Source organism: Ensifer adhaerens (genome assembly GCF_028993555.1).
Lineage (GTDB): Bacteria > Pseudomonadota > Alphaproteobacteria > Rhizobiales > Rhizobiaceae > Ensifer > Ensifer adhaerens_I.
Map to the genome: position 1 here is coordinate 1,312,927 of NZ_CP118611.1, position 20,971 is coordinate 1,333,897.

At 61.6% G+C, this 20,971-nt stretch carries 18 protein-coding genes; 7 read left to right on the plus strand and 11 right to left on the minus strand.

The features are described from left to right. Positions 1 to 158: 158 nt before the first annotated feature. The 5 genes from hutI (at position 159) to PWG15_RS26185 (ending at position 6,333) form a co-directional block, all read left to right on the plus strand. Positions 159 to 1,403: an imidazolonepropionase gene (gene hutI, locus PWG15_RS26165; RefSeq protein ID WP_275027050.1), complete on the plus strand. Its 1,245-nt coding sequence runs from the start codon at positions 159 to 161 to the stop codon at positions 1,401 to 1,403. Continuing rightward, positions 1,400 to 2,935: a histidine ammonia-lyase gene (gene hutH, locus PWG15_RS26170; protein WP_275027052.1), complete on the plus strand. Its 1,536-nt coding sequence runs from the start codon at positions 1,400 to 1,402 to the stop codon at positions 2,933 to 2,935. Before hutI ends, hutH begins: the two co-directional genes overlap by 4 nt. A gap of 1 nt (position 2,936) precedes the next feature. Continuing rightward, positions 2,937 to 3,755, plus strand: a complete 819-nt coding sequence (gene hutG, locus PWG15_RS26175) for an N-formylglutamate deformylase (protein ID WP_275027053.1) — start codon at positions 2,937 to 2,939, stop codon at positions 3,753 to 3,755. Positions 3,756 to 3,757: 2 nt separating this feature from the next. Next, positions 3,758 to 5,431, plus strand: coding sequence for a urocanate hydratase (gene hutU, locus PWG15_RS26180; RefSeq protein ID WP_275027218.1), 1,674 nt, complete (start codon positions 3,758 to 3,760; stop codon positions 5,429 to 5,431). Between the two features lie 263 nt (positions 5,432 to 5,694). Further along, on the plus strand, positions 5,695 to 6,333 hold the full coding sequence (locus PWG15_RS26185; protein ID WP_275027055.1) for a hypothetical protein: 639 nt from the start codon (positions 5,695 to 5,697) through the stop codon (positions 6,331 to 6,333). A gap of 5 nt (positions 6,334 to 6,338) precedes the next feature. Here PWG15_RS26185 and PWG15_RS26190 read toward each other — a convergent pair whose 3' ends face one another. The 6 genes from PWG15_RS26190 to PWG15_RS26215 form a co-directional block, all read right to left on the minus strand. Continuing rightward, positions 6,339 to 7,556 carry an MFS transporter gene (locus PWG15_RS26190; protein ID WP_275027057.1) on the minus strand — a complete coding sequence of 406 codons (1,218 nt, stop codon included), beginning with the start codon at positions 7,554 to 7,556 and terminating at the stop codon, positions 6,339 to 6,341. A 184-nt stretch (positions 7,557 to 7,740) separates the two neighbouring features. Beyond that, positions 7,741 to 9,183: a M81 family metallopeptidase gene (locus PWG15_RS26195; protein WP_275027059.1), complete on the minus strand. Its 1,443-nt coding sequence runs from the start codon at positions 9,181 to 9,183 to the stop codon at positions 7,741 to 7,743. Between the two features lie 11 nt (positions 9,184 to 9,194). Then, positions 9,195 to 11,114, minus strand: a complete 1,920-nt coding sequence (locus PWG15_RS26200; protein ID WP_275027060.1) for a beta-N-acetylhexosaminidase — start codon at positions 11,112 to 11,114, stop codon at positions 9,195 to 9,197. 22 nt (positions 11,115 to 11,136) lie between these two features. After that, entirely contained in the window at positions 11,137 to 11,913 is a 777-nt protein-coding gene (locus PWG15_RS26205) for an SDR family oxidoreductase (protein WP_275027062.1), read from the minus strand. 21 nt (positions 11,914 to 11,934) lie between these two features. Further along, positions 11,935 to 12,798, minus strand: coding sequence for a MurR/RpiR family transcriptional regulator (locus tag PWG15_RS26210; RefSeq protein WP_275027063.1), 864 nt, complete (start codon positions 12,796 to 12,798; stop codon positions 11,935 to 11,937). Between the two features lie 75 nt (positions 12,799 to 12,873). After that, entirely contained in the window at positions 12,874 to 13,263 is a 390-nt protein-coding gene (locus PWG15_RS26215) for a RidA family protein (protein WP_104665256.1), read from the minus strand. 114 nt (positions 13,264 to 13,377) lie between these two features. On the opposite strand from PWG15_RS26215, the gene PWG15_RS26220 reads away from it, so the two are divergent. Together PWG15_RS26220 and PWG15_RS26225 are read left to right on the plus strand one after the other, a co-directional pair. Beyond that, entirely contained in the window at positions 13,378 to 13,869 is a 492-nt protein-coding gene (locus PWG15_RS26220; protein WP_275027219.1) for a hypothetical protein, read from the plus strand. 26 nt (positions 13,870 to 13,895) lie between these two features. After that, positions 13,896 to 15,371, plus strand: coding sequence for a M81 family metallopeptidase (locus PWG15_RS26225; RefSeq protein ID WP_275027065.1), 1,476 nt, complete (start codon positions 13,896 to 13,898; stop codon positions 15,369 to 15,371). 118 nt (positions 15,372 to 15,489) lie between these two features. On the opposite strand, the gene PWG15_RS26230 is transcribed toward PWG15_RS26225, so the two are convergent. From PWG15_RS26230 to PWG15_RS26250, 5 genes are all read right to left on the minus strand, one after another. Then, positions 15,490 to 16,623: an ABC transporter ATP-binding protein gene (locus PWG15_RS26230; RefSeq protein WP_275027066.1), complete on the minus strand. Its 1,134-nt coding sequence runs from the start codon at positions 16,621 to 16,623 to the stop codon at positions 15,490 to 15,492. Between the two features lie 92 nt (positions 16,624 to 16,715). Beyond that, on the minus strand, positions 16,716 to 17,945 hold the full coding sequence (locus tag PWG15_RS26235) for an ABC transporter substrate-binding protein (RefSeq protein ID WP_275027068.1): 1,230 nt from the start codon (positions 17,943 to 17,945) through the stop codon (positions 16,716 to 16,718). A 37-nt stretch (positions 17,946 to 17,982) separates the two neighbouring features. After that, positions 17,983 to 18,840 (minus strand): carbohydrate ABC transporter permease, encoded by an 858-nt coding sequence (locus PWG15_RS26240; protein ID WP_275027070.1) that lies wholly within the window; start codon positions 18,838 to 18,840, stop codon positions 17,983 to 17,985. After that, positions 18,837 to 19,721 (minus strand): carbohydrate ABC transporter permease, encoded by an 885-nt coding sequence (locus PWG15_RS26245; protein ID WP_058324994.1) that lies wholly within the window; start codon positions 19,719 to 19,721, stop codon positions 18,837 to 18,839. Before PWG15_RS26245 ends, PWG15_RS26240 begins: the two co-directional genes overlap by 4 nt. Positions 19,722 to 19,733: 12 nt before the next feature. Next, positions 19,734 to 20,891: a Gfo/Idh/MocA family protein gene (locus tag PWG15_RS26250; protein ID WP_275027072.1), complete on the minus strand. Its 1,158-nt coding sequence runs from the start codon at positions 20,889 to 20,891 to the stop codon at positions 19,734 to 19,736. Positions 20,892 to 20,971: the final 80 nt, after the last annotated feature.

Consider the following 20,971-nt stretch of genomic DNA (forward strand, 5'->3'; position numbering starts at 1 on the left):
AAAAATTCTGGCGAAATCAAGTTTCTAAAACCAGCTGCTCAGATATCTCATCGCCTTTTGGCGAGCCGATCGCCCTTTCCTTTTCCTCCTGCCTCCCAATTTTCCTCTTGTAGAGCGAATTAATATGTATATACATTATATCCAGTGGAGGCGACCTCATGAACGAACTCTCGAGCAGCAAGCAGGCATCCGGCATCTGGCGCAATATGCGTCTCGTGACCCTCAGCGAAAGCGCTGAAGGGGTTGGCGTCGTCGAAGATGCGGCCGTTGCGGTCATCGATGGTCGTATCGCTTATGCGGGGCCGGAAAAGGATCTCCCAATCGAGATCTCCCGCAGCCTTGAAGTGACCGACTGCCAGGGTCGCGTCATGACACCCGCGCTCATCGACTGCCACACCCACATCGTTCACGGCGGCAACCGCGCCCGCGAATTCCAGATGCGGCTCGAAGGAGCAACCTATGAAGAGATCGCACGCGCCGGTGGCGGCATTGTTTCCTCGGTAAAGGCAACCAATGCGCTGACGGTCGACCAGCTGGTAGAAAGCGCATTGCCGCGGCTCGACACGCTTCTTGCCGAAGGTGTTTCGACCGTTGAAATCAAATCCGGCTACGGGCTGAACGTCACGGCCGAGCTCAACATGCTGCGTGCCGCCCGCAAACTCGCAACGTTGCGCCCGGTGCGCGTTGTAACGAGCTACCTCGCGGCCCATGCGACGCCGGCAGACTACAAGGGTCGCAATGACGACTACATCACCGATGTCGTCCTGCCTGGCCTTGATGCCGCGCACGCCGAAGGACTGGTCGATGCGGTCGATGGCTTTTGCGAAGGCATTGCCTTCTCAACCACGGAAATCGCCCGCGTCTTCGACCGCGCCAAGGCACTCGGCCTGCCGGTGAAGCTTCACGCGGAGCAGCTCTCCAATCTCGGCGGCACCAAGCTTGCTGCCTCCTACGGAGCGCTTTCGGCCGACCACTTGGAATATCTCGACGCCGAAGGTGCCGCGGCCCTTGCCAAGTCAGGCACCGTTGCCGTGCTGTTGCCCGGCGCATTCTATGCATTGCGCGAAGAGCAACTGCCGCCGGTTCAGGCGCTGCGCGACGCCGGCGCGCATATCGCGATCGCCACGGACTGCAACCCCGGCACCTCGCCGCTGACCTCGCTGCTTCTCACCATGAACATGTCGGCGACGCTCTTCCGGCTGACGGTTGCCGAATGCCTAGCCGGCGCGACACGCGAAGCCGCACGGGCGCTTGGCCTCATTGCCGAAACCGGCACGATCGAGGTCGGCAAGTCGGCCGATCTGGCGATCTGGAACATCGAGGATCCCGCCGAGCTCGTCTATCGCATCGGCTTCAACCCGCTTCATGAACGCATCTTCAGAGGGCAAAGGAACGGTCAATGACCATTATTCTTCACCCGGGCTCCGTGCCCCTTCGCGACCTCGAAACGATCTACTGGACCGGAGAGCCTGCTCGCCTCGACCCGTCCTTTGACGCCGGCATCAACAAGGCCGCAGCGCGCATCGCCGAGATCGTCGCCGGCAACGCGCCGGTCTACGGCATCAACACCGGCTTCGGCAAACTGGCATCGATCAAGATCGACAGTGCCGACGTCGCAACGCTGCAGCGCAACCTGATCCTGTCGCATTGCTGCGGCGTCGGCGAACCGCTCGCCGAAAACGTCGTGCGCCTGATCCTGTCGCTGAAGCTCGTCTCTCTCGGCCGCGGCGCCTCCGGTGTCCGCCTCGAGCTCATTCGGCTGATCGAAGCCATGCTCGAAAAGGGCGTCATCCCGGTCATTCCCGAAAAGGGCTCGGTCGGCGCCTCCGGTGACCTCGCTCCGCTCGCCCATATGGCAGCCGTGATGATGGGCCATGGCGAAGCCTTCTTTGACGGACGCCGCTTGTCTGGCGCCGAGGCACTTGCCGCAGCCGGCCTCAAGCCGGTGATCCTTGCCGCCAAGGAAGGCCTGGCTCTCATCAACGGCACCCAGACCTCGACCGCCCTGGCGCTCGCCGGCCTCTTCCGTACCCATCGCGCCGCACAGGCAGCACTCATCGCCGGCGCCATGTCGACCGATGCGGCCATGGGCTCTTCCGCACCTTTCCACCCCGACATCCACACGCTGCGTGGTCATCGCGGCCAGATCGATACGGCCGCGGCTCTCCGCGCGCTGCTTGCCGGCTCCGCCATCCGCGAAAGTCACATCGAAGGCGACGAGCGCGTCCAGGACCCCTATTGCATCCGCTGCCAGCCGCAGGTCGACGGCGCCTGCCTCGATCTCCTGCGCTCCGTCGCGCGCGTGCTCGAGACCGAAGCCAACGCCGTCACCGACAATCCGCTGGTTCTTTCGGACAATTCCGTCGTTTCCGGTGGTAACTTCCACGCCGAGCCGGTTGCCTTTGCCGCCGACCAGATCGCGCTCGCGGTCTGCGAGATCGGTGCGATCTCGCAGCGCCGCATCGCGCTGCTCGTCGATCCGGCACTCTCCTACGGCCTGCCGGCCTTCCTCGCCAAAAAGCCTGGCCTGAACTCCGGCCTGATGATAGCCGAGGTCACCTCGGCAGCACTGATGTCGGAGAACAAGCAGCTCTCGCACCCGGCCTCGGTCGACTCGACGCCGACATCGGCCAATCAGGAAGACCATGTGTCCATGGCCTGCCATGGTGCGCGCCGCCTCCTGCTGATGACCGAGAACCTCTTCTCGATCGTCGGCATCGAAGCACTGACCGCAGTCCAGGGCGTAGAATTCCGCGCGCCGCTGGCGACGAGCCGCGAACTTCAGAAAGCGGCAGCGGCCCTTCGCGCCGTGTCGCCGACGATCGAAGAAGACCGCTACATGGCTAACGATTTGAAGGCCGCCGGCGACCTCATCGCCTCCGGCCGCCTCAACGCCGCGGTCTCCGCGGGCATCCTGCCCAGCCTGGAGGCTTGAGATGGCGGTCTTCGAAGTCAAAAGGGGAAATTCCCCGGTCATCCTCGGCTTTCCGCACACGGGTACGGATGTGCCGGGTGCCATCTGGGATCGGCTGAACGACAACGGCCGGATATTGGCTGATACCGATTGGCATATCCATCAGCTCTATGACGGACTGCTGCCGGAAGTGACCGTCGTTCGCGCCACCTTCCACCGCTACGTGATCGACGCCAACCGCGATCCCGAAGGCGTCAGCCTTTATCCCGGTCAGAACACGACCGGCCTGATCCCGGAGACGGATTTCGACGGCAAGCCGATCTGGAAGGATGGATTGGCACCAACGGAAGCCGATATTGCCGAAGGTCTGCGGACGTTCCACGCGCCCTATCACGCAGCACTCGCTGCCGAGATCGAGCGGGTCAAGGCGATCCACGGGGTTGCCGTGCTCTACGACTGCCACTCAATCCGCTCGCACATCCCGTTCCTGTTCGAAGGAAAGTTGCCGGATCTGAACATCGGCACGGATATGGGCAAGACCTGTGCGCCGGAAATCGAGAGGGCGACAGCAGAAATCGCATCTTCCGCAGAAGGTTACAGCAGTATTCTCAATGGCCGCTTTAAGGGTGGATGGACGACCCGCCACTATGGCCGCCCCGAGACGGGCGTACACGCGATCCAGATGGAGCTCGCGCAATCGACCCATCTCGCAGCCGAAGAACCACCCTTCACGCTCGACGCTGCCCGTAGCACGCGCCTTCGGGAACCGCTGAAGGCCATCCTGAACCGCATCGAAACCATCGCATTTGACCTCAAGACACTGACAGGGAGCGAGGCATGACTATCAACAATCCGCGCCACAACATTCGCGACGTGCGCGCCCCCCAGGGCACAACGCTCAACGCCAAGAGCTGGCTGACCGAAGCGCCGCTGCGCATGCTGATGAACAACCTCGATCCGAACGTTGCGGAAAACCCGCACGAGCTGGTGGTCTATGGCGGCATCGGCCGCGCGGCGCGCACCTGGGCTGACTTCGACAAGATCGTCGAGACGCTCAAGGATCTCAACGACGACGAGACCCTGATGGTGCAGTCGGGCAAGCCGGTCGGCGTCTTCCGCACCCACAAGGACGCCCCGCGCGTGCTGATCGCCAACTCCAACCTCGTGCCGCACTGGGCGACCTGGGATCATTTCAACGAGCTGGATAAGAAGGGTCTCGCCATGTACGGCCAGATGACCGCCGGCTCGTGGATCTACATCGGCACTCAAGGGATCGTTCAGGGCACCTACGAGACCTTCGTGGAAGCCGGTCGCCAGCATTACGGCGGCAACCTCAAAGGAAAATGGGTCCTGACTGGTGGTCTCGGTGGCATGGGTGGCGCTCAGCCGCTCGCAGCGGTCATGGCAGGCGCCTCGTGCCTTGCGGTTGAATGCAACCCGGACTCGATCGATTTCCGCCTGCGCACCCGCTACCTCGACGAAAAAGCCGAAACGCTGGACGAAGCGATGGAGATCATCGCCCACTGGACGAAGAACGGCGAGGCGAAGTCCGTCGGTCTGCTCGGCAACACCGCCGAAATCCTGCCGGAAATGGTCCGCCGCGGCATCCGCCCTGATATGGTCACCGACCAGACTTCGGCGCACGACCCGGTCAACGGCTACCTGCCGAAGGGCTGGACCATGGCCGAGTGGAAGGCCAAGCGCGAAAGCGATCCGAAGGCCGTCGAAAAGGCAGCGCGTGCGTCGATGCGTGAACATGTCGAAGCGATGATCGCCTTCCAGGACATGGGCATCCCCACCTTCGACTACGGCAACAACATCCGCCAGGTCGCCAAGGAAGAGGGTCTGGAAAACGCCTTCGCCTTCCCGGGCTTCGTTCCAGCCTACATCCGTCCGCTGTTTTGCCGTGGCATCGGCCCGTTCCGCTGGGCGGCTCTGTCAGGCGATCCGGAAGACATCTACAAGACAGACGCCAAGGTCAAGGAACTGCTGCCCGACAACAAGCACCTGCACAACTGGCTGGACATGGCGCGGGAGCGCATCTCCTTCCAGGGCCTGCCGGCACGCATCTGCTGGGTGGGCCTCGGCGACCGCCACCGCCTCGGCCTTGCCTTCAACGAAATGGTCAGGAATGGCGAGCTGAAGGCACCAGTCGTCATCGGCCGCGACCACCTCGACTCCGGGTCGGTCGCCTCGCCGAACCGCGAGACCGAAGCGATGAAGGACGGCTCGGACGCCGTTTCCGACTGGCCGCTGCTGAACGCCCTGCTCAACACCGCCTCGGGCGCCACCTGGGTGTCACTGCACCATGGCGGCGGCGTCGGCATGGGCTTCTCGCAACACTCGGGCGTCGTTATCTGCGCAGACGGCACGGATGATGCTGCCAAGCGCCTGGAGCGCGTGCTCTGGAACGACCCGGCAACCGGCGTCATGCGCCATGCCGATGCCGGCTACGACGTCGCCCTTGATTGCGCCAAGGACAAGGGCCTGCGGCTGCCGGGCATTCTCGGCAACTGATACGCTCTCGCCTGACATACTCAAGGACATGCTGATTGGGGCGCCGAAAGGCGCCCCAATCACTTTTTGATGAGACCTGTACCAGGACCGCGTCTTCCGCGCCTCAGCGTCTTGCGGCTGTTGATCGCAATGATAGAAAAATGGATGTGCCAACGCATTGCTGGCGATGCGTTGCCGTCCTATCTGCTTACGCGAGCGCCGACTTCTGGTGAGAAGGCTTCGTGTGTTGCGACAGAAACAGGAGAAGAACCATTAGACATCTTATGTTTACCGCGGGACTTCTCACGAGCGTCTTTATTGCTTCGTCTTCGGTCGCCCAGAATGTGAGCTTCTTCGGCCCTGTTCGCAACGGAGAGCGACATTTTACCGCCTTCCCGGAATTTATCGGCGTAGGAATGAGCCAAGGGGAGACCAAGAAGAGGGATGTGGTCTTCTCAACGATTCAAATGCTCGCCATCACTGCCGGAATTGAAGTGAGAGCCCAACCGGGCCTCGGAAGAAACACCATCGGCGTCATCTTCAGAAATGATGCCGTCCAGAATGGCCGGGTCGACGTCAGCAAAATTGAAGACTTTGGCTTCGACCCTTACTATCAGAGGCTACTGAACGATAGTGCAGCAACTGGTGTAGCAAACTGCGCTTCTGCCGTGAACTATTCCGCGGAAGGACGATTTGACAGAGCTGTCGTCGTTGCAAACAGTGACGTCCCCGATCAGGAGTTGGCGACCTGCGTGGCTCAGGCCCAGGCGCACGCTCTGGGAATAGCCACCTTCAACTCCAGCAAAGCCGATTTCTCACGCTTCATCGCGAGGATCATGATCCTCGTCGATCAAAAGAAGAGATGTCTTCAGGACAACCAAACAAAATTCACCTGCAGTTTTGTCGATGAGCCCTGGGACTAGCCGAGTTAGCGGCGGACCGTTTTCTTTACTGTTCGATCACCATCCAACACCAGCAGCAACACCAACCCCGCAAATCCCGCGACACCGCCGATGAGCGCCGTGCCGGAATAGTTGCTGATGCGCGTTCCCAAGGCGAAAAGCCCGGCGCAAAGACCACCGCTCAAAAAAAGGTTCACCGCAATCAGCGAGCTTCCGAGACCCGGCCGATCGGCAATCAGGTCCTGCAGATAGCTGATTGGGATGGTGATCAAGGCGGCGGCGCCGAAGGCACTGATCAGGGTGAGCGCGTAGATTTGCCAGGTGGCATTGGAAAAGCCAAGCAACACCATGTAGCCGATGTAGATGACTGTCCCGAGCGCCAGCGCCTTGAATGGGACCAGGCCTAGCTGGATACGTGCCCAGACGAAGATGAAGACGACTTCGAGAAAGGCAACGATCCCGACGATGATGCCGATATCGGTGACGCTGCCGCCGATCTCGTCGGTCATGATCAAGGGTAGCACGGCGGCATTGACGTGCAACGTCGAGGTGATGGTTGCAACGGCGATCACGCGCAGGAAGATGCGCGGCGCAAGGATCTCCCGGAACGACGTCCAGTAGGAAAGCCGCTTGCCGAGCGAAGCGTCGGCCCCGCTTTCATTGGGCAATCTAAAATAGACGATCAGCAGATTGGCCGCGCAGCCGAGGCAGGCCAGCAGATAGGCCGGCAGCATGCTGTCGCCGCCCGCCAGCGCGAAGCCGACCAGCCCGGGCACGAGCACCCACGACACCGATATGGCCGCGCGAGCGCCTGTTGTCAGCGAGGCTGCGTCATGGCCGCTCATCCGGCGGGCGATGCTGCGCACATTGGCAAAGAGCAATGTGTAAAGCGCGCCGTAGATCGGCAGGAACAACAGGACGCTGATGACGAAGCTCGTCTGGTACGGCAGCACATAGACGATGCCATAGCCGACCACGCCGAAGAGGATCGCCGTCGACATCAGCAGCCGATAGTTGCCGACACGATCCGCGAGAATGCCGATCGAAACGCTGACGATCACATTGACCGTCGAAGCAAGAAGGATCAGCAGCGAATAGACGGCGTCGCTAAGGCCCAGCTCGTTGATGCCGACGACGGACTGGTAGGGCGAGGTGGCAGCGCCGGCGAAGCCGAACAGGAAGATCGCCAGCATGCTGATCCGCATGGCTGGAGTGCGCATGGCGCTAAGGATGGTGGGAGTCATGCCAGAACGTGTCCGCGAAGCGGGTGGAGGGCACCGCATGCTTCCTTAAATCGGGATCGATCCAAGACAAAGTCATGCAGCAACTTAATGTGTGGCGGCGACCTTAGCGCCTTCAGAGGCACGCGGCGCTGCAAAAGGAGAAGCCTACCCGAGATTTGGGTAGGCACATGCGGGTAGTGACGCCTCAGTCGCGGCTCGACCAACGGGACGAGAAGCGAGCGACAGGCTCGAAGGCGAAGTCCTGATCGAGGGGAAAGCTCGGCCGGTGACGGCGCAGGCTGGCGAGGCCCTGAATGTCCTGATTGACGACGCCCTCGGTCAAAGCCATCAGATTGGGATTGGCGATCGGCGCGAGTTCCGGCGAGAGGTAACCCGACTTGACGACCAGCAACCGCACAGCCTGGGGATCGAGGCCCAGACGTCGGAAATCCTCGATGTTGTGATAGGGCCTGCGGCGCGCGGCAATGACGATATCGATGGCGCCGACACGCACTACGGCCTGCCTCTCCCTCTCCGCACCTGGATCGTCGAGCCTGACGACCTCCGCCAGCATCTCGGCGCACGGGCTTGTCGGATCCAGGCTACCGCCGATCCTGAGCATCAGCGTTTCGCCGGCCCCGGCGGCAAAGCAGGCTTCGACGGCGGGGCGGTCGGTGATGCCGGCAATCAAGGCACCGCGCCAGCTGCGTGCCAGCAGCGCCTTCAGCACATCGGCTCGGTCGCCGACACCGCCGCCGGTCGGGTTGTCGCCGGAGTCCGCAAGGATGATCGGCGTTGTCGTCGCCCGTTCGGCGATATCCAGCATCTCGTCGAGCGGTCCGGTCACCGGGCCAAAAAGGAAGTTCCTGCGCTCCGCCCAGTAGCCCGCGGCAATTTCTTCTGCCGCCTGCTTGGCTGCGGCCCTATCGGTGGCGGTCACGACCGCGCAGGCGGTGGCGCGCGGCTCATCTGCCCAGACGTAACCGACCATCAGGTTGGCGTCGAGAATGCCCGGGCGCTTATCGATCTCTGGCAATTGAGCGTAGAGCGACATCGCCGGCTCGTCTTCGGTCGAGGTACATTCGCCGGGCAGAAGAACCGGAACCGGCGCCCAGGCAACACCCGGACGCGTCCCGCTTCGCAAGGCCGAGACGAGCATTGACCAGGCCCGGGTCATGGTCTCCGGCGTATCGATGTGCGGCGCGGTGCGATAGGCAGCAAAGATATCCAGTTGATCGATGATCTTCTGGCTGACGTTGCCGTGAAGGTCGTAGCTTGCCGCAATCGGGCAATCTGGGCCGACGACCGCGCGCGCCGCTGAGATCCAGTCGCCCTCGGCGTCGTCCATGCCATCGACCTTGATGGCGCCGTGCATGGCCAGATAGAGCCCGTCGATCGGCAGCGCTTCGCGGAGCTTTTCGAGGAACTCCGCCTTGAAGGCGTCGTAGGTCGCACGGGACACCGGGCCGCCAGGCACAGCCCGCGCGTGGAGCAGCGGCAAGTGCTCGACACCCTCGTCCCTCATGAAGCTGAAATAATCCGCGTCCACCAACACCTGCCCGCGCAGCACGCGAAAGTCCTCTTCTGTCATCAGGACGGGCGAGTAGGTGCTGCATTCGGTGTGGATGCCACCAACGGCGATGCGCATGGGCTTTCCTCTTAAAGATTGGGGCTGAGCGGAGCGATGGCCGCAAAGCGCAGCCAGTCTTTTGCCGCCCTTGGCGTCCAGGCAGCCTCGGCAATCGCCGGAAGCCGCGGGAAGACAAGGCGATTGAAATAGCTGCGGGAGAGGTAATGCTCAGACCAGATGCAGGCCTGAACACCTTTGAGGCGCGTTTTCAGGTCATCCGGAAACTCGCCCTCTGCCTCATAGCCGTAGGTATGCGCCGGCGTGGCGGTACCGGCCCAACTGGCGCCCGGCTCCTGCCACGCATCGGCCTGCGCCATGTCGAGATAGTAGGCCTGCCCAGGGGTCATGACCACGTCGTAGCCTTCGCGCGCCAGTTCGATGCCGACCTCCGGCCGCTCCCACGCCATTAGCAGCGTATCCTCGATCGAGACGCCGCCACCATGCGCCACCTCGTTCCAGCCAGCGAGCTTGCGGCCGCGCGCCGTCAGCATCTGTTTCACCCGCTTCAGAAAATAGGACTGCAGCGCAAAGGTACCGGAAATACCCTCCTGCTCCATCAGCTTCTTGGCAAGCGGCGAAGCAAGCCACGAGCCGTTCGCCACTTCGTCGCCGCCGATATGGAGGTACTGGCTCGGGAAGAGTTCGACCATCTCGTCGAACACCTTCTCCAGGAACTCATAGGTGAAGGCGACGGCCGGGTTGAGCGCATTGTTCGGATAACCTTGCACCGAGTGGTAGCTCTCCGGCGCCTCCTGGCCATCGGTCAGATCCGGCAGCGCGACGAGCGTCGCCGTACTGTGTCCGGGGATGTCAATCTCCGGCACCACATCGATATGGAGGGCGGTTGCCTGCGCGACGATCGCCTTGACGTCCGCCTGGCTGTAGAAACCGCCCACGGGCTCCGCACCATTGCCGAGTTGCGGCAGCAACGGCTCATCGGGGCCGCGCAGCACACCAAGCGTCGTCAGCTGCGGAAAGGCCTTGATCTCCAGCCGCCACGCCTCGTCGTCCGTCAGGTGCCAGTGGAAGACGTTGAGCTTGAACCAAGCGAGAATATCGATCAGGCGTGCCACGTCCGCGGTCGGGTAGAACTGCCGGGAAACGTCGAGATGGCAGCCGCGCCAGCTATAACGTGGCGCATCTGAGATGGAGCCACTCGCAGGAAAGCTGAACTTGCCGGGATGATTGCGCGCGCCATCCAGCAGTTGCGCGAGGCTCGTCAGGCCATATTGCCGGCCGGCGCTGCCGCCGTAGCTCAGCCGAATTTCGCCTTCAGAGAAATCAAGGCGATAACCTTCTGCGGGCAAACCAGCCTCCGCCGTGAAGACCACCGGCCACCCCTGCTTCGATGCCGCGAGGCTGAAGGGAGCATGGCCCCCAGGAAACAATCGATGGAACATCGACAGGACCGTGTCGACCGCTGCCATGTCGTCTTGCCCGGCCTCGGCGGCCGGATAGAGAACGACGGGGAAACCTGTCCCGGCACGAAGCTCGAGCTTCGTCGGCCAGGGCGTCAGCGCATAGGGCTGGTCGAGCTTACCCTCCGGCAGCCGCGCCGGGGGCGGTTCACTGATAGCGTTTTCGAGCAGCAGGTCAGAGACGGCAACCGGCACATGGCGGCCATCCGCAAGTGTCAGGTAGGCGGATTTGGCGCCGTCGGTGCAATGGCGCGCATTGCGATGCAGGCCACTGACGGTAAAGGTCCAGCTGCCACCATTTTCGATCGTCTGTCCCGCAGGCGGCGCGAATTCATGAAAATTGGCGTTGCGGCGCAGAAACACGGCATTCTCACAGGCCTTGGGATCAATGACGCGCGTCAGCGACGTATAGACGATCCTGAAGCCGGAAAGCGGTTCACCGGAAAAATTGAACAACGTGAAGGTAAACCGGCCGAACGGCCCGCCGTCCGGCTGCCACGACGCCTCGAGACGATAGGAAACCGGGTGCATGCTCTTCCTCCGAATGCTTATGTCAGTAATGGCTTGATTGCGAGAATGTGCGGGCCAGCTCCGCCTGGCCGGCGGTAAGGCCGCAGTCGACAGGCAGGCAGACCCCCGAGATGGCCGCAGCCATCGGGCCCGCCAGGAAATGCACGGCATTGGCGACATCGTCGGGGTTGACGATGCGCTGCAGCGGATACCAGCGCCGTGCTTCCTCGAAGACATCGGGATTCGACGCCGCCCGTGCCTCCCAGGCCTGGGTGCGTACGGTGCCGGGCGCTACTGCGTTGGAGCGGATGCCGAACTTGCCGTATTCCACTGCGATCAGCCGCGTCAGATGCAGGAGTCCCGCCTTCGCGGCGCTATAGGCAGGGTGACCGAACACGTTCATGCCATTGACCGAGGCGATGTTAACGACCGATCCGCGGGTCTCTTTCAGCATGTCCTCGACGGCGCGAAAGCACAGGAATGCGGCTTCGAGATTCAGCGCGTTGTCCATGCGCCAGATTTCAGGCGTCGTATCGTGCAGGCTGACGGCGCGGGCAGCCCCCGCATTGTTGACGAGCGTGCGAACCGCTCCCCTCTGCTTTGCCGTCGCGGCCATAGCCGCAACGCTTGTCACATCGGTCACGTCGCAGGCGACGGCCACGTAACGCTTGTCGTCGCCAAGCGCACGCGCCGCCCGTTCAGCGGCGTCTGGGTCGATATCGACGAGCAGGATCACGTCGTGATCGGCGGAAAGCTTGTGCGCAATAGCGCGGCCGATATCGCCGGCCGCGCCGGTTACGATCGCTAGGGAATGCGTCATACGATGACCTTTCGCGGCACGTCAGTCTCCGAGAAGCTGGCGATCATCACCGTCGCGGTGCGTGACCAGCTGCTGCTTGATGCGCCGAAGTGTGGTGGTCGCCTGCGGCTGCACCCGGTAGGCAACGAGGCTGGAGAGGATATCGAGCAGCGCCAGATAGGCGATGCGGGTGGAGGTGGGACGGTAGATATTGTTGCCCTCCGGCAGATCGACCGGAACGGTGATGCTGGCGGCGGCGGCGACGGGGCTGCCGCTCTGGGTCAGCGCTATGGTCGGAACCTTCAGTTCGCGGGCGAGCGTGAAGGCACGCACGAGTTCCGCGTTGCGACCGGAAAAGGAAGAGCCGATGAGCACGTCGGTTGGCCGCGCTGCCGCCGTCATCATCAGCTGCATGCTGTGATCGGAACTGGAGGTAATGCGAAGCCCGTAACGGAACAGCCGATTCTGCAACTCGCCGGCGATCATCGACGAATTGCCGCCGGAACCGAAGGCGTAGATCATTTCCGCCGCGGCGATGCGCTCGACCGCCTGCTCGATCGCCGCAAGGTCCAGCGAACGATGGAGAAGGAACAGCGCGTTCTGTGATTTGGTGATGATGTCCTGCGCGACATCGCCGGTCTCGCGGCTCTTCGGCTCCGGCTTCAGGTAGCGCATGCCGATATAGGCAGTGCGGGCGAGTTGCACCTTGAAATCGGAGAAGCTGTCGCAGCCGAGTCGCCGACAGAAGCGGGTGACCGTCGGCGGCGACACGTCCGCCTTACTCGCCAGTTCGATGATGGAGGCGTTCACCGCGAATTCGAAATCGTTCAGGAGAATTTCGGCAATGCGGTTTTCCGACTGGGAGAGCCGCCCTCTTTCTTCCTGTAGTGTCGCGAAGATGTCCATCGCCCGCTCAAGCCTTGCTTCGGATCAGGATGCGGGCGGAAAACCGCATCCACCTTTCCTCATCCCGCTCTAAGATCAGCCTTCCTTCGGCTTGTAGGCGACGCAGTCGATCTCGACCTTGCAATCGACCATCATCGACGACTGGACGCAGGCCCGCGCCGGCGGATGAGCACCGAAATACTCCTGGTAGATCTTGTTGAATGTCCAGAAGTCCCTGGGATCGTCGAGCCAGACACCGCAACGAACCACGTGTTCCGGACCGTAGCCGGCTTCCGTCAGGATGGCCAGCACGTTGGCGATCGTCTTGTGGGTTTGCGGGATAATCCCACCCTCGATGATCTCGCCGTTTTCCATGGCAACCTGGCCGGAAACATAAAGCCAACCGTCCGCTTCCACCGCACGTGCGAAAGGCAAGGGTTTGCCGCCAGCGCCGACCTGCTCCGCACCATAGCGCTTGATCGTCATCATGAGCCTTCTTGCAAATTATTTTCTTTGATCGTTGACAAGTGACCATAGAAAGCTGAATTTGGCCAGCGAAAAACACCATTCATGAAAAGAATTTCAATCCAGGGCGCGAATATGCGGGATCCTTTCCTCAATCCATTCCCCTCCTCCGACACTGCACGCCACTCGATCTGGGAGATGCTCGTCTCGCGCGACATCAGCGCCTTTCTGGCCGCCGACTGGTCGATGGTCGCCGATGATTTCGTCGAAGAGAGCTTCATCGGCATCGACGGCCGCCGGGAAACCAATCCCGACAATTGGCGGCTGACCTTCCCTTCGCTTACCGCCTATCGCGACGAGTGGCTGCGCCAGGCAGAGGACTTCGCCGGCCAGAGCTTCGCTGAAGACCCGCGCGCAGCGATCTTCACGACGACGACGCTCGAAGATATCGAGATCAACGGCGATCAGGCGCTGGCGCGCAAGAAATTCGATGGCAGCCTCAAGAAGTCGGACGGCAGCGTCGACATCCTGAAATGGCAGACCGTCTACTACTGCCGCCTGCACGAGGGTCGCTGGAAGATTGCCGGCTTTACCGGCTACCTGCCGAACCCGATGGGCCCGGCCTGAAAGACGCGATAGAAAAGGCAAAGGCATTGCGGATCTTCACAGCGGCGCTTGCGACCGAAACCAACACCTTCTCCCCGATCTGCATCGACCGCCGGGCCTTCGAAGCGTCGCTCTACGCGCCGCCGGGAGAGCATCCGGAGACTCCGACGCTCTGCACCGCGCCGATTACCGTCGGCCGCCGCATCGCCGCCGAGAAGGGTTGGCACCTGATCGAGGGCACCGCGACCTGGGCAGACCCGGCCGGCCTCGTCAACCGAGAGACCTATGAGAGCCTGCGCGACGAGATCCTCAGCCAGCTTCGCGCTGCCATGCCCGTCGACGCGGTGGTGCTAGGCCTGCACGGCGCCATGGTCGCAGACGGCTACGAGGACCCCGAGGGCGATCTGCTGACGCGGGTCCGCGAAATCGTTGGCCCCGACATCCTCGTTTGCGCCGAGCTCGACCCCCATAGCCACCTGACGGCCAAACGCGCTGCAGCGTCGAACTTCTTCGTCTACTTCAAGGAGTTTCCACACACCGACTTCGTCGATCGTGCCGAGGATCTCTGGCGGATTGTCGTCGATACGCTCGAGGGTCGGGTAAAACCTGTGATGTCGATCTTCGACTGTCGGATGATCGACGTTTACCCGACCTCGCGCGATCCGATGCGCTCCTTCGTCGACAAACTCATGCGCATTGAGAAGGAAGATGCGGATGTGCTCTCGCTCTCAGTGATCCACGGCTTCATGGCCGGCGACGTGCCGGAAATGGGGACGAAGCTGCTTGCCGTCACCAACGGCAAGCCGGAGAAGGGCGCGAACCTCGCGCGGGAGCTGGGTCTCGAACTCTTCTCCCACCGCGGTACCTTCATCATGCCGCAGATCGACGAGAAGCAGGCCGTTTCCGAGGCCCTCGCTGCATCGAAGGGTCCTGTCGTCATCGCCGATGTCTGGGACAACCCGGGCGGAGGCACCGCCGGCGATGCGACGGTGCTGCTCGAAGAGCTGCTGGCACGCAGCGCAACCGACGTTGCGGTCGGGACGATCTGGGACCCGATGGCAGTTCAGATCTGCATGGCGGCCGGAGAAGGTGCCGAGATTCCGCTGCGCTTCGGCGCCAAGTCGGCACCGGGGACCGGCAATCCGGTCGACGGCACCGTCAGGGTGGTCAAGCTGTTGCGCGACGCTGAGATGCGGTTCGGCGAGAGTTTTGCCCCGTTCGGCGATTCCGCCCATATCGTCTTCAACGGTATCGACATCATCCTCAATTCGACGCGCGCGCAGAGCTTCGATCCGAGCCTGTTTTCGGTGATGGGCATCGATCCGACCAAGAAGAAGATCCTGGTCATCAAGTCGACCAACCACTTCTACGCGTCGTTCTCGAAGATCGCCTCCGAGATCCTCTATTGCTCGGCCGGCACGCCCTATCCGAACAACCCGGCGAAGACCGACTACAAGCGGGCACCGAAGCACATCTGGCCGAAGGTCGCGAATCCGCACGCAGCAGAGAAGGGTGCGGCCTGAACTGCGCCTAGTGTAAGGCTAGCGCGTCTCGCCGACCCCGGTAAGACGGACTTAGTACACGGACAAAAAAGACCGCTGTCTTTCGCAAGACAGCGGTCTTTTTCTTGGTCTTGAACGATCAGGCAGCCGCCGGATCGAGCACGCCCATGTCGATGTCGGTCAGTTCGACGCGGCGTTCGAGCGCGAGGCCCGCCTCGTCGAACAGGTGGCAATCCGCAACCTTGATACCGGTCTGGATCGTCTCCTCCGGTCGGATTGCCGCCGTTCCCGGCAACATGGCGCAGAAGTTTTCGCCTTCGCCGCCGATCGCCGCATAGGCGACCGTATGGGCGCCGAGGCGTTCAATGACCGTTGGCGTCACCTTGAGGGTCAGGTCTCCGGTTCCGAGGGTGATATGCTCCGGCCGAACACCGAGCGTCAGTGTTCGCCCGGCAAGGCCGCTCTGCGGGTTGACGGGAATGACCATCATCTGCCCCTTGTAGTCGACCTCGACGCCGACGTCGCTGACACCTTTGCAGGTGACCGGCAGGAAGTTCATCTTCGGATTGCCGATGAAGCCGGCAACGAAGGTATTGGCAGGCTTGTGATAGAGCTCGAGCGGGGCGCCCGTCTGGGCGATCTGCCCGGCATTGAGGACGACGATCCGGTCCGCCATCGTCATCGCCTCGACCTGGTCGTGCGTGACGTAGATCATCGTTGCCTGCAATTGCCGGTGCAGTTTCGCCAGTTCGATGCGCATGTCCGCCCGAAGTGCTGCATCAAGGTTCGAAAGCGGCTCATCGAAGAGGAAGATCTTCGGCTCACGCACGATCGCTCGCCCGATCGCAACACGCTGGCGCTGGCCTCCGGAAAGCATCCCGGGCTTCTGCTGCAGGCGCTGGTCAAGGTGCAGGATGCGCGCGGCATGCTCCACCTTCGCCTTCAGCTTCTCCTCGGCCATCTTTTCCACGCGAAGCGGAAAGGCGATGTTCTCGAAGACGGTCATGTGCGGATAGAGCGCGTAGGACTGGAAGACCATGGCGATCCCGCGCTTGACCGGCGGCAGGTCGTTGACGCGCTTGCCCTCGATCAGGATGTCCCCCGAGCTGGCCTCATCGAGACCGGCTATCATCCTGAGCAAGGTCGACTTGCCGCAACCGGAGGGTCCGACGAAAACGACGAACTCACCGTTCTTGACTTCGAGATCGATGCCTTTCAGCACCTCGAAAGTCCCGTAGAATTTCTGAATCCGATTGAGATTGAGCTGTCCCAAGAAATTGTCTCCGGCCACCGGCGAGAAGCGGCTCACTTATAGCAGAACGAAGCAAGGGCCGCGAACCCTCAGGATACGCGGCCCCGATGGCCTTACTTGTACTCTTCGAGATCGCCGGCCGCCTTCTTCAAGGCGTCGGCCGGTTCGGCCTTGCCGGTCACGACCGACTGGACCATCTCGATGATGACGTTCTGGAAACCCTTGTAGTCGGTAAAGAGCGGTTCCGGACCACCATAGGTGATGCCGTCGATGAACGGCTTCCAATAGGGGTCCTTCTTGACGAACTCGTCGACCATCGGCGACGGGCGAAGCGGCGTCAGACCGGCGCCGCCCTGCAGTTCATACTCGCCCTGCGGACCGGGCGAGGTGATGAACTTGGCAAATTCGATCGCCTTTTCCTCGACGCCAGAACCCTTGAAGATCGCGAGGCTGTCGGTGATGAGCAGCGTGCCCTCGCCCTTGGCTTCAGGACCGAGCGGCAGCGGCGCGACGCCCCAGTTGACCTTCGTTTCCTTCAGGCGCGTGGCAGCGCCCGAACCTGCCTGGATCATACCGACCTTGCCATCGAGGAAGATGGCGCGGATTTCGTTCTGCTCGTACGCGGTTGCACCTTCGACCGAGAACGGCGTGATGTCCTTGTAGGCCTGGAGCGCCGCCAGCACCTGCGGGCTGTCGATGACGACCTTGTCGCCGTCGATCACCTTGCCGTTGTTGGTGTACACCCAGTGCATGAACTGGTGCATGGTGTTGTCGAAGGTCTTGGCCGGGAGGCCGTAGCCGGCAATGCCCGTCTTTTCCTTGATTGCCTTGGCGTATTCGATTTCTTCAGCCCAGGTCTTCGGCGGCTTCTCGGGATCAAGGCCAGCCTGCTTGAACAGGTCCTTGTTCCAGTAGAGCGCCTTGGTCGAGAACGCGATCGGAACGCCCCACTGGTTGTCGTCGAAGGTGACGGTGTCGACGATGTTGGGGTAGTAGGTCTTCTTCTCATCTTCCGTCATCGGCACAGGAACGATGAGCTCGTTCTGGGCGAACTCCTTCAGCGTGCGCGAACCGACATAGGCCATGGCGACCGGCGTGCCGGCCGCTGCAAGCGTCGTCGCCTTGTCCTGGCACTGGGCCCAGCCGACGACCTCGGGCGTAACCTTCCAGCCCGGGTTCTTCTCTTCCCACTGCTTGATGTACTTCTCGTGAACCGGATCCATGGTGTCGCCGCAGTAGATCCAGCTGATCTCCTGGTCGGCCGCCTTGGCGGTCACGGCGCCGAGCGCGGTCGAGCCGAGCAGGGCCAGGGCGAGTACCCCCGTCTTGAATTGGATAGACACTATTTATGCTCCCGTTCTCTGGTGGTTGACTTAAGTCTTATTGTTTCACCGCGCCTGCGGTCAGCCCGCTGACGAGATAGCGTTGCAAGAGGAAGATCACGACGACGGCAGGCGCGATGCCGACGAAGCTTGCCGCCATCAGCTCATTCCAGACCACCTCCTGGCGGCCGAAATAGGCAAAGAGCCCGACCGGCAATGGCATGTATTCACTCTTGGAATTGAAGGTCAGCGCGTAGATGAATTGCTGGGCGTAGGCACCGATGAAGGTGGTGATCGCCACCACCGTGATACCGGGCATGGCGATCGGCAGGATCACCCGACGCAGCGTATAGAAATGGCTGGCGCCATCGACGAAGGCAGCCTCGTCGAGTTCGCGTGGGATGCGCATCATGTAGGTGCGCAAGAGCCAGATCGCCGAGGGGATCAGGAAGGCAACGCCCGGCACGATCATTGCCAGGTAGGTGTTGAGCACGCCCAATGTGCGCATCAGACGAAACAGCGGGATAAGCAGCACTGCGCCCGAGAACATGTTGACGGCCAGGAAGGCACCAAGCAGCAGGCCGGCGCCGCGAAAATTGAAGCGCGCAAAGGCATAGGCAGCCGGAATGACCAGCAACAGCACGATGGCCGTGACGATGGTGGAGATGAAGAAGGAGTTGAAGATGTAGCGGGCAAAACCCGGCACGCTGTCCCACATTGTCGAGTAGGCGGCGAACGATCCGTTCTGCGGCCAGAAGCGATAGGGCGACGAGAACAATAGTCCGAGTGGCTTCAACGACACCAGGAACCCTTCGACGAAGGGAGCCAGAATGAAGCACAGGAAGACGAAGATACCGGCGTAGATGCCAAGGAGCTCGTACCAGCGATAGCGGTTGATCATGGCAGGCTGGCTCATTTCTGTTCCCCCGCAGCAAGACGGCTGGTGACCCGGAAATAGGCAAAGCAGAAGATCGACAGGAAGATGCAGATCAGCACCGCACGCGCCGCACCTTCACCGTATTTCTTCGACCCGATCGCGGTACGGTACGTATCGATGATCATCGTCGTCGTCTCGCCGTTGGGGCCGCCCTGGGTGAGGATCCAGATGATGTCGAAGGAGTTGAACGTCGCAATCAGCGACAGCATCGACATGGTGATCAGCGACGGAACCAGCAGCGGCAGGGTGATGCGGCGAAAACGATAGAGGCGCCCTGCTCCGTCGGTCCAGGCGGCTTCATAGAGATCCTGCGGGATCGCCTGCATGGCCGCCAGCATATAGAGCGTCACCAGCGGCACGCCGATCCAAACGTCGGTGATGATCGTTGCCCAAAAGGCGGTGGAACCGTGGGCGAGGAAGGCGATGGGTCCGTTGGACAGACCCAGGTTCTGTAGCACGCCCGAGATCATGCCGAACTGGCCATTGTACATCCAGCCCCACATGAAGATGCCGATCGCCATCGGCACGATCCATGGCGGCATGGTGAGCAGGCGAAATAGCGCACGGCCGGGCACGGCGGCGTTCAGCATCGTCGCGCCGAAGACGCCGATGATCATCTTGATCGAGACCGAGAAGAACGTCCAGATGAAGGTCCGGAAGATGACCTCGGCGAAGGTCTCGTTGAAGATCTTGTCGTAGTTCGCCCAGCCGACCCAGTTGGTCGTCTTCTTCAGCGACGCATCCGTGAACGACAGGATGAAGGTATCGACCAGTGGATAGGCGACAATCACCGTGACGTAAAGGACAGCGGGAAGAAGCAGGATCCAGGCGAAGATGACCGTGCTGCGTTGAACACTCATCCCCACCTCCCCTTACGCCGCGCGGGAATGCAGCGCTTCGTCGAAACGGTCCCAGATGGGTCGGAGATCTATGACGCTCTTCTTGCGTCGCGCCTCGTCCATCGAAAGGGCCAGGATGCCGGCCTCCAGCGCATCGAGCGTCGATACCGGCAAGGGCCGGCGGTCGCGCACGTGACCGATGATATCGGTCGCCATCTGCTCGTCGGCACCGTAATGCTGCGACAGTTCCGTGGCGGCGTACTTGTTCTCGATGACCTTCTTGCCGGTCAGCATCTCGTGCACGTCGAAATAGCCGCGAATAAAATCGCCCTCGGCCATGCCGCGCGACCCCATGATACAGAAGCGACGGAACTGGTCCGGCACATTGAGATTGGTGTGGAAATTCATGCCAACACCATTGGCATATTCGACGATCGCGACCTGGTAGTCGATGATGTCGCCGTCGCTGTCGAACACCTTGTCGGAGCCCATCCAGCCGCTCGGCTTGCGATGAAAGAGCTCGAGGTCGTTGATGCCCTCGCGTGCCGGATCGTTGGCAGGAATGAAGCTCTTGCGTCCACCGAAGCTTGCGACGCGCTCCGGCCGAGCGCCGACGACGCCATTGTAGAGGTCGAGGTCGTGGCAGCATTTTTCCAGCATGAAACTGCCGGAATAGCGTTCGTAGCGGCGCCAGTCGCGCATGAAGAAGGCGCCGTGATAGGGCTCGATGTGCTCAGCCGCCTCGATTGACACCACCTGGCCGAGCTTGCCTTCGGCAAGAGCCGCACGCAGGTCGCGATACATCGGCGCGTAGCGCAGCACCAGACCAACCATCAGGCGCTCATGACCGAACTTCGCCATCAGTGCAGCCAGTTCCAGGCTCTCCTGAACGGTCGTCACGATCGGCTTCTCGCTGAAGACCTTGAGACCGGCCTCGAGACCGATCCGGATGTGATCGAGATGCATGTGGTTTGGCGAGCCGATCATCAGGAGATCGAGCTTCTCGTTGGCGATCAGTTCTTCGGGTGTCGCATACGCCTTGCCGGCCGAGATGCCTTTGTCCGTCAGGGTGGCAAGACCGGCCGGGTTCGGATCGACGTAGCCGGCGATCTCGAAGTTCTCGTCCATGGCCTTGAAGACATAACCCAGATAACCCAAACGGAATCCGAGTCCGATGATGCCGACTTTCATGCTCGTCCTGTTCCCCTGCCGTTTGGCGTAATTTATTTTCGCAGACTGGGACAGTTTTTTCAGGCCGTCAACTCAAATCC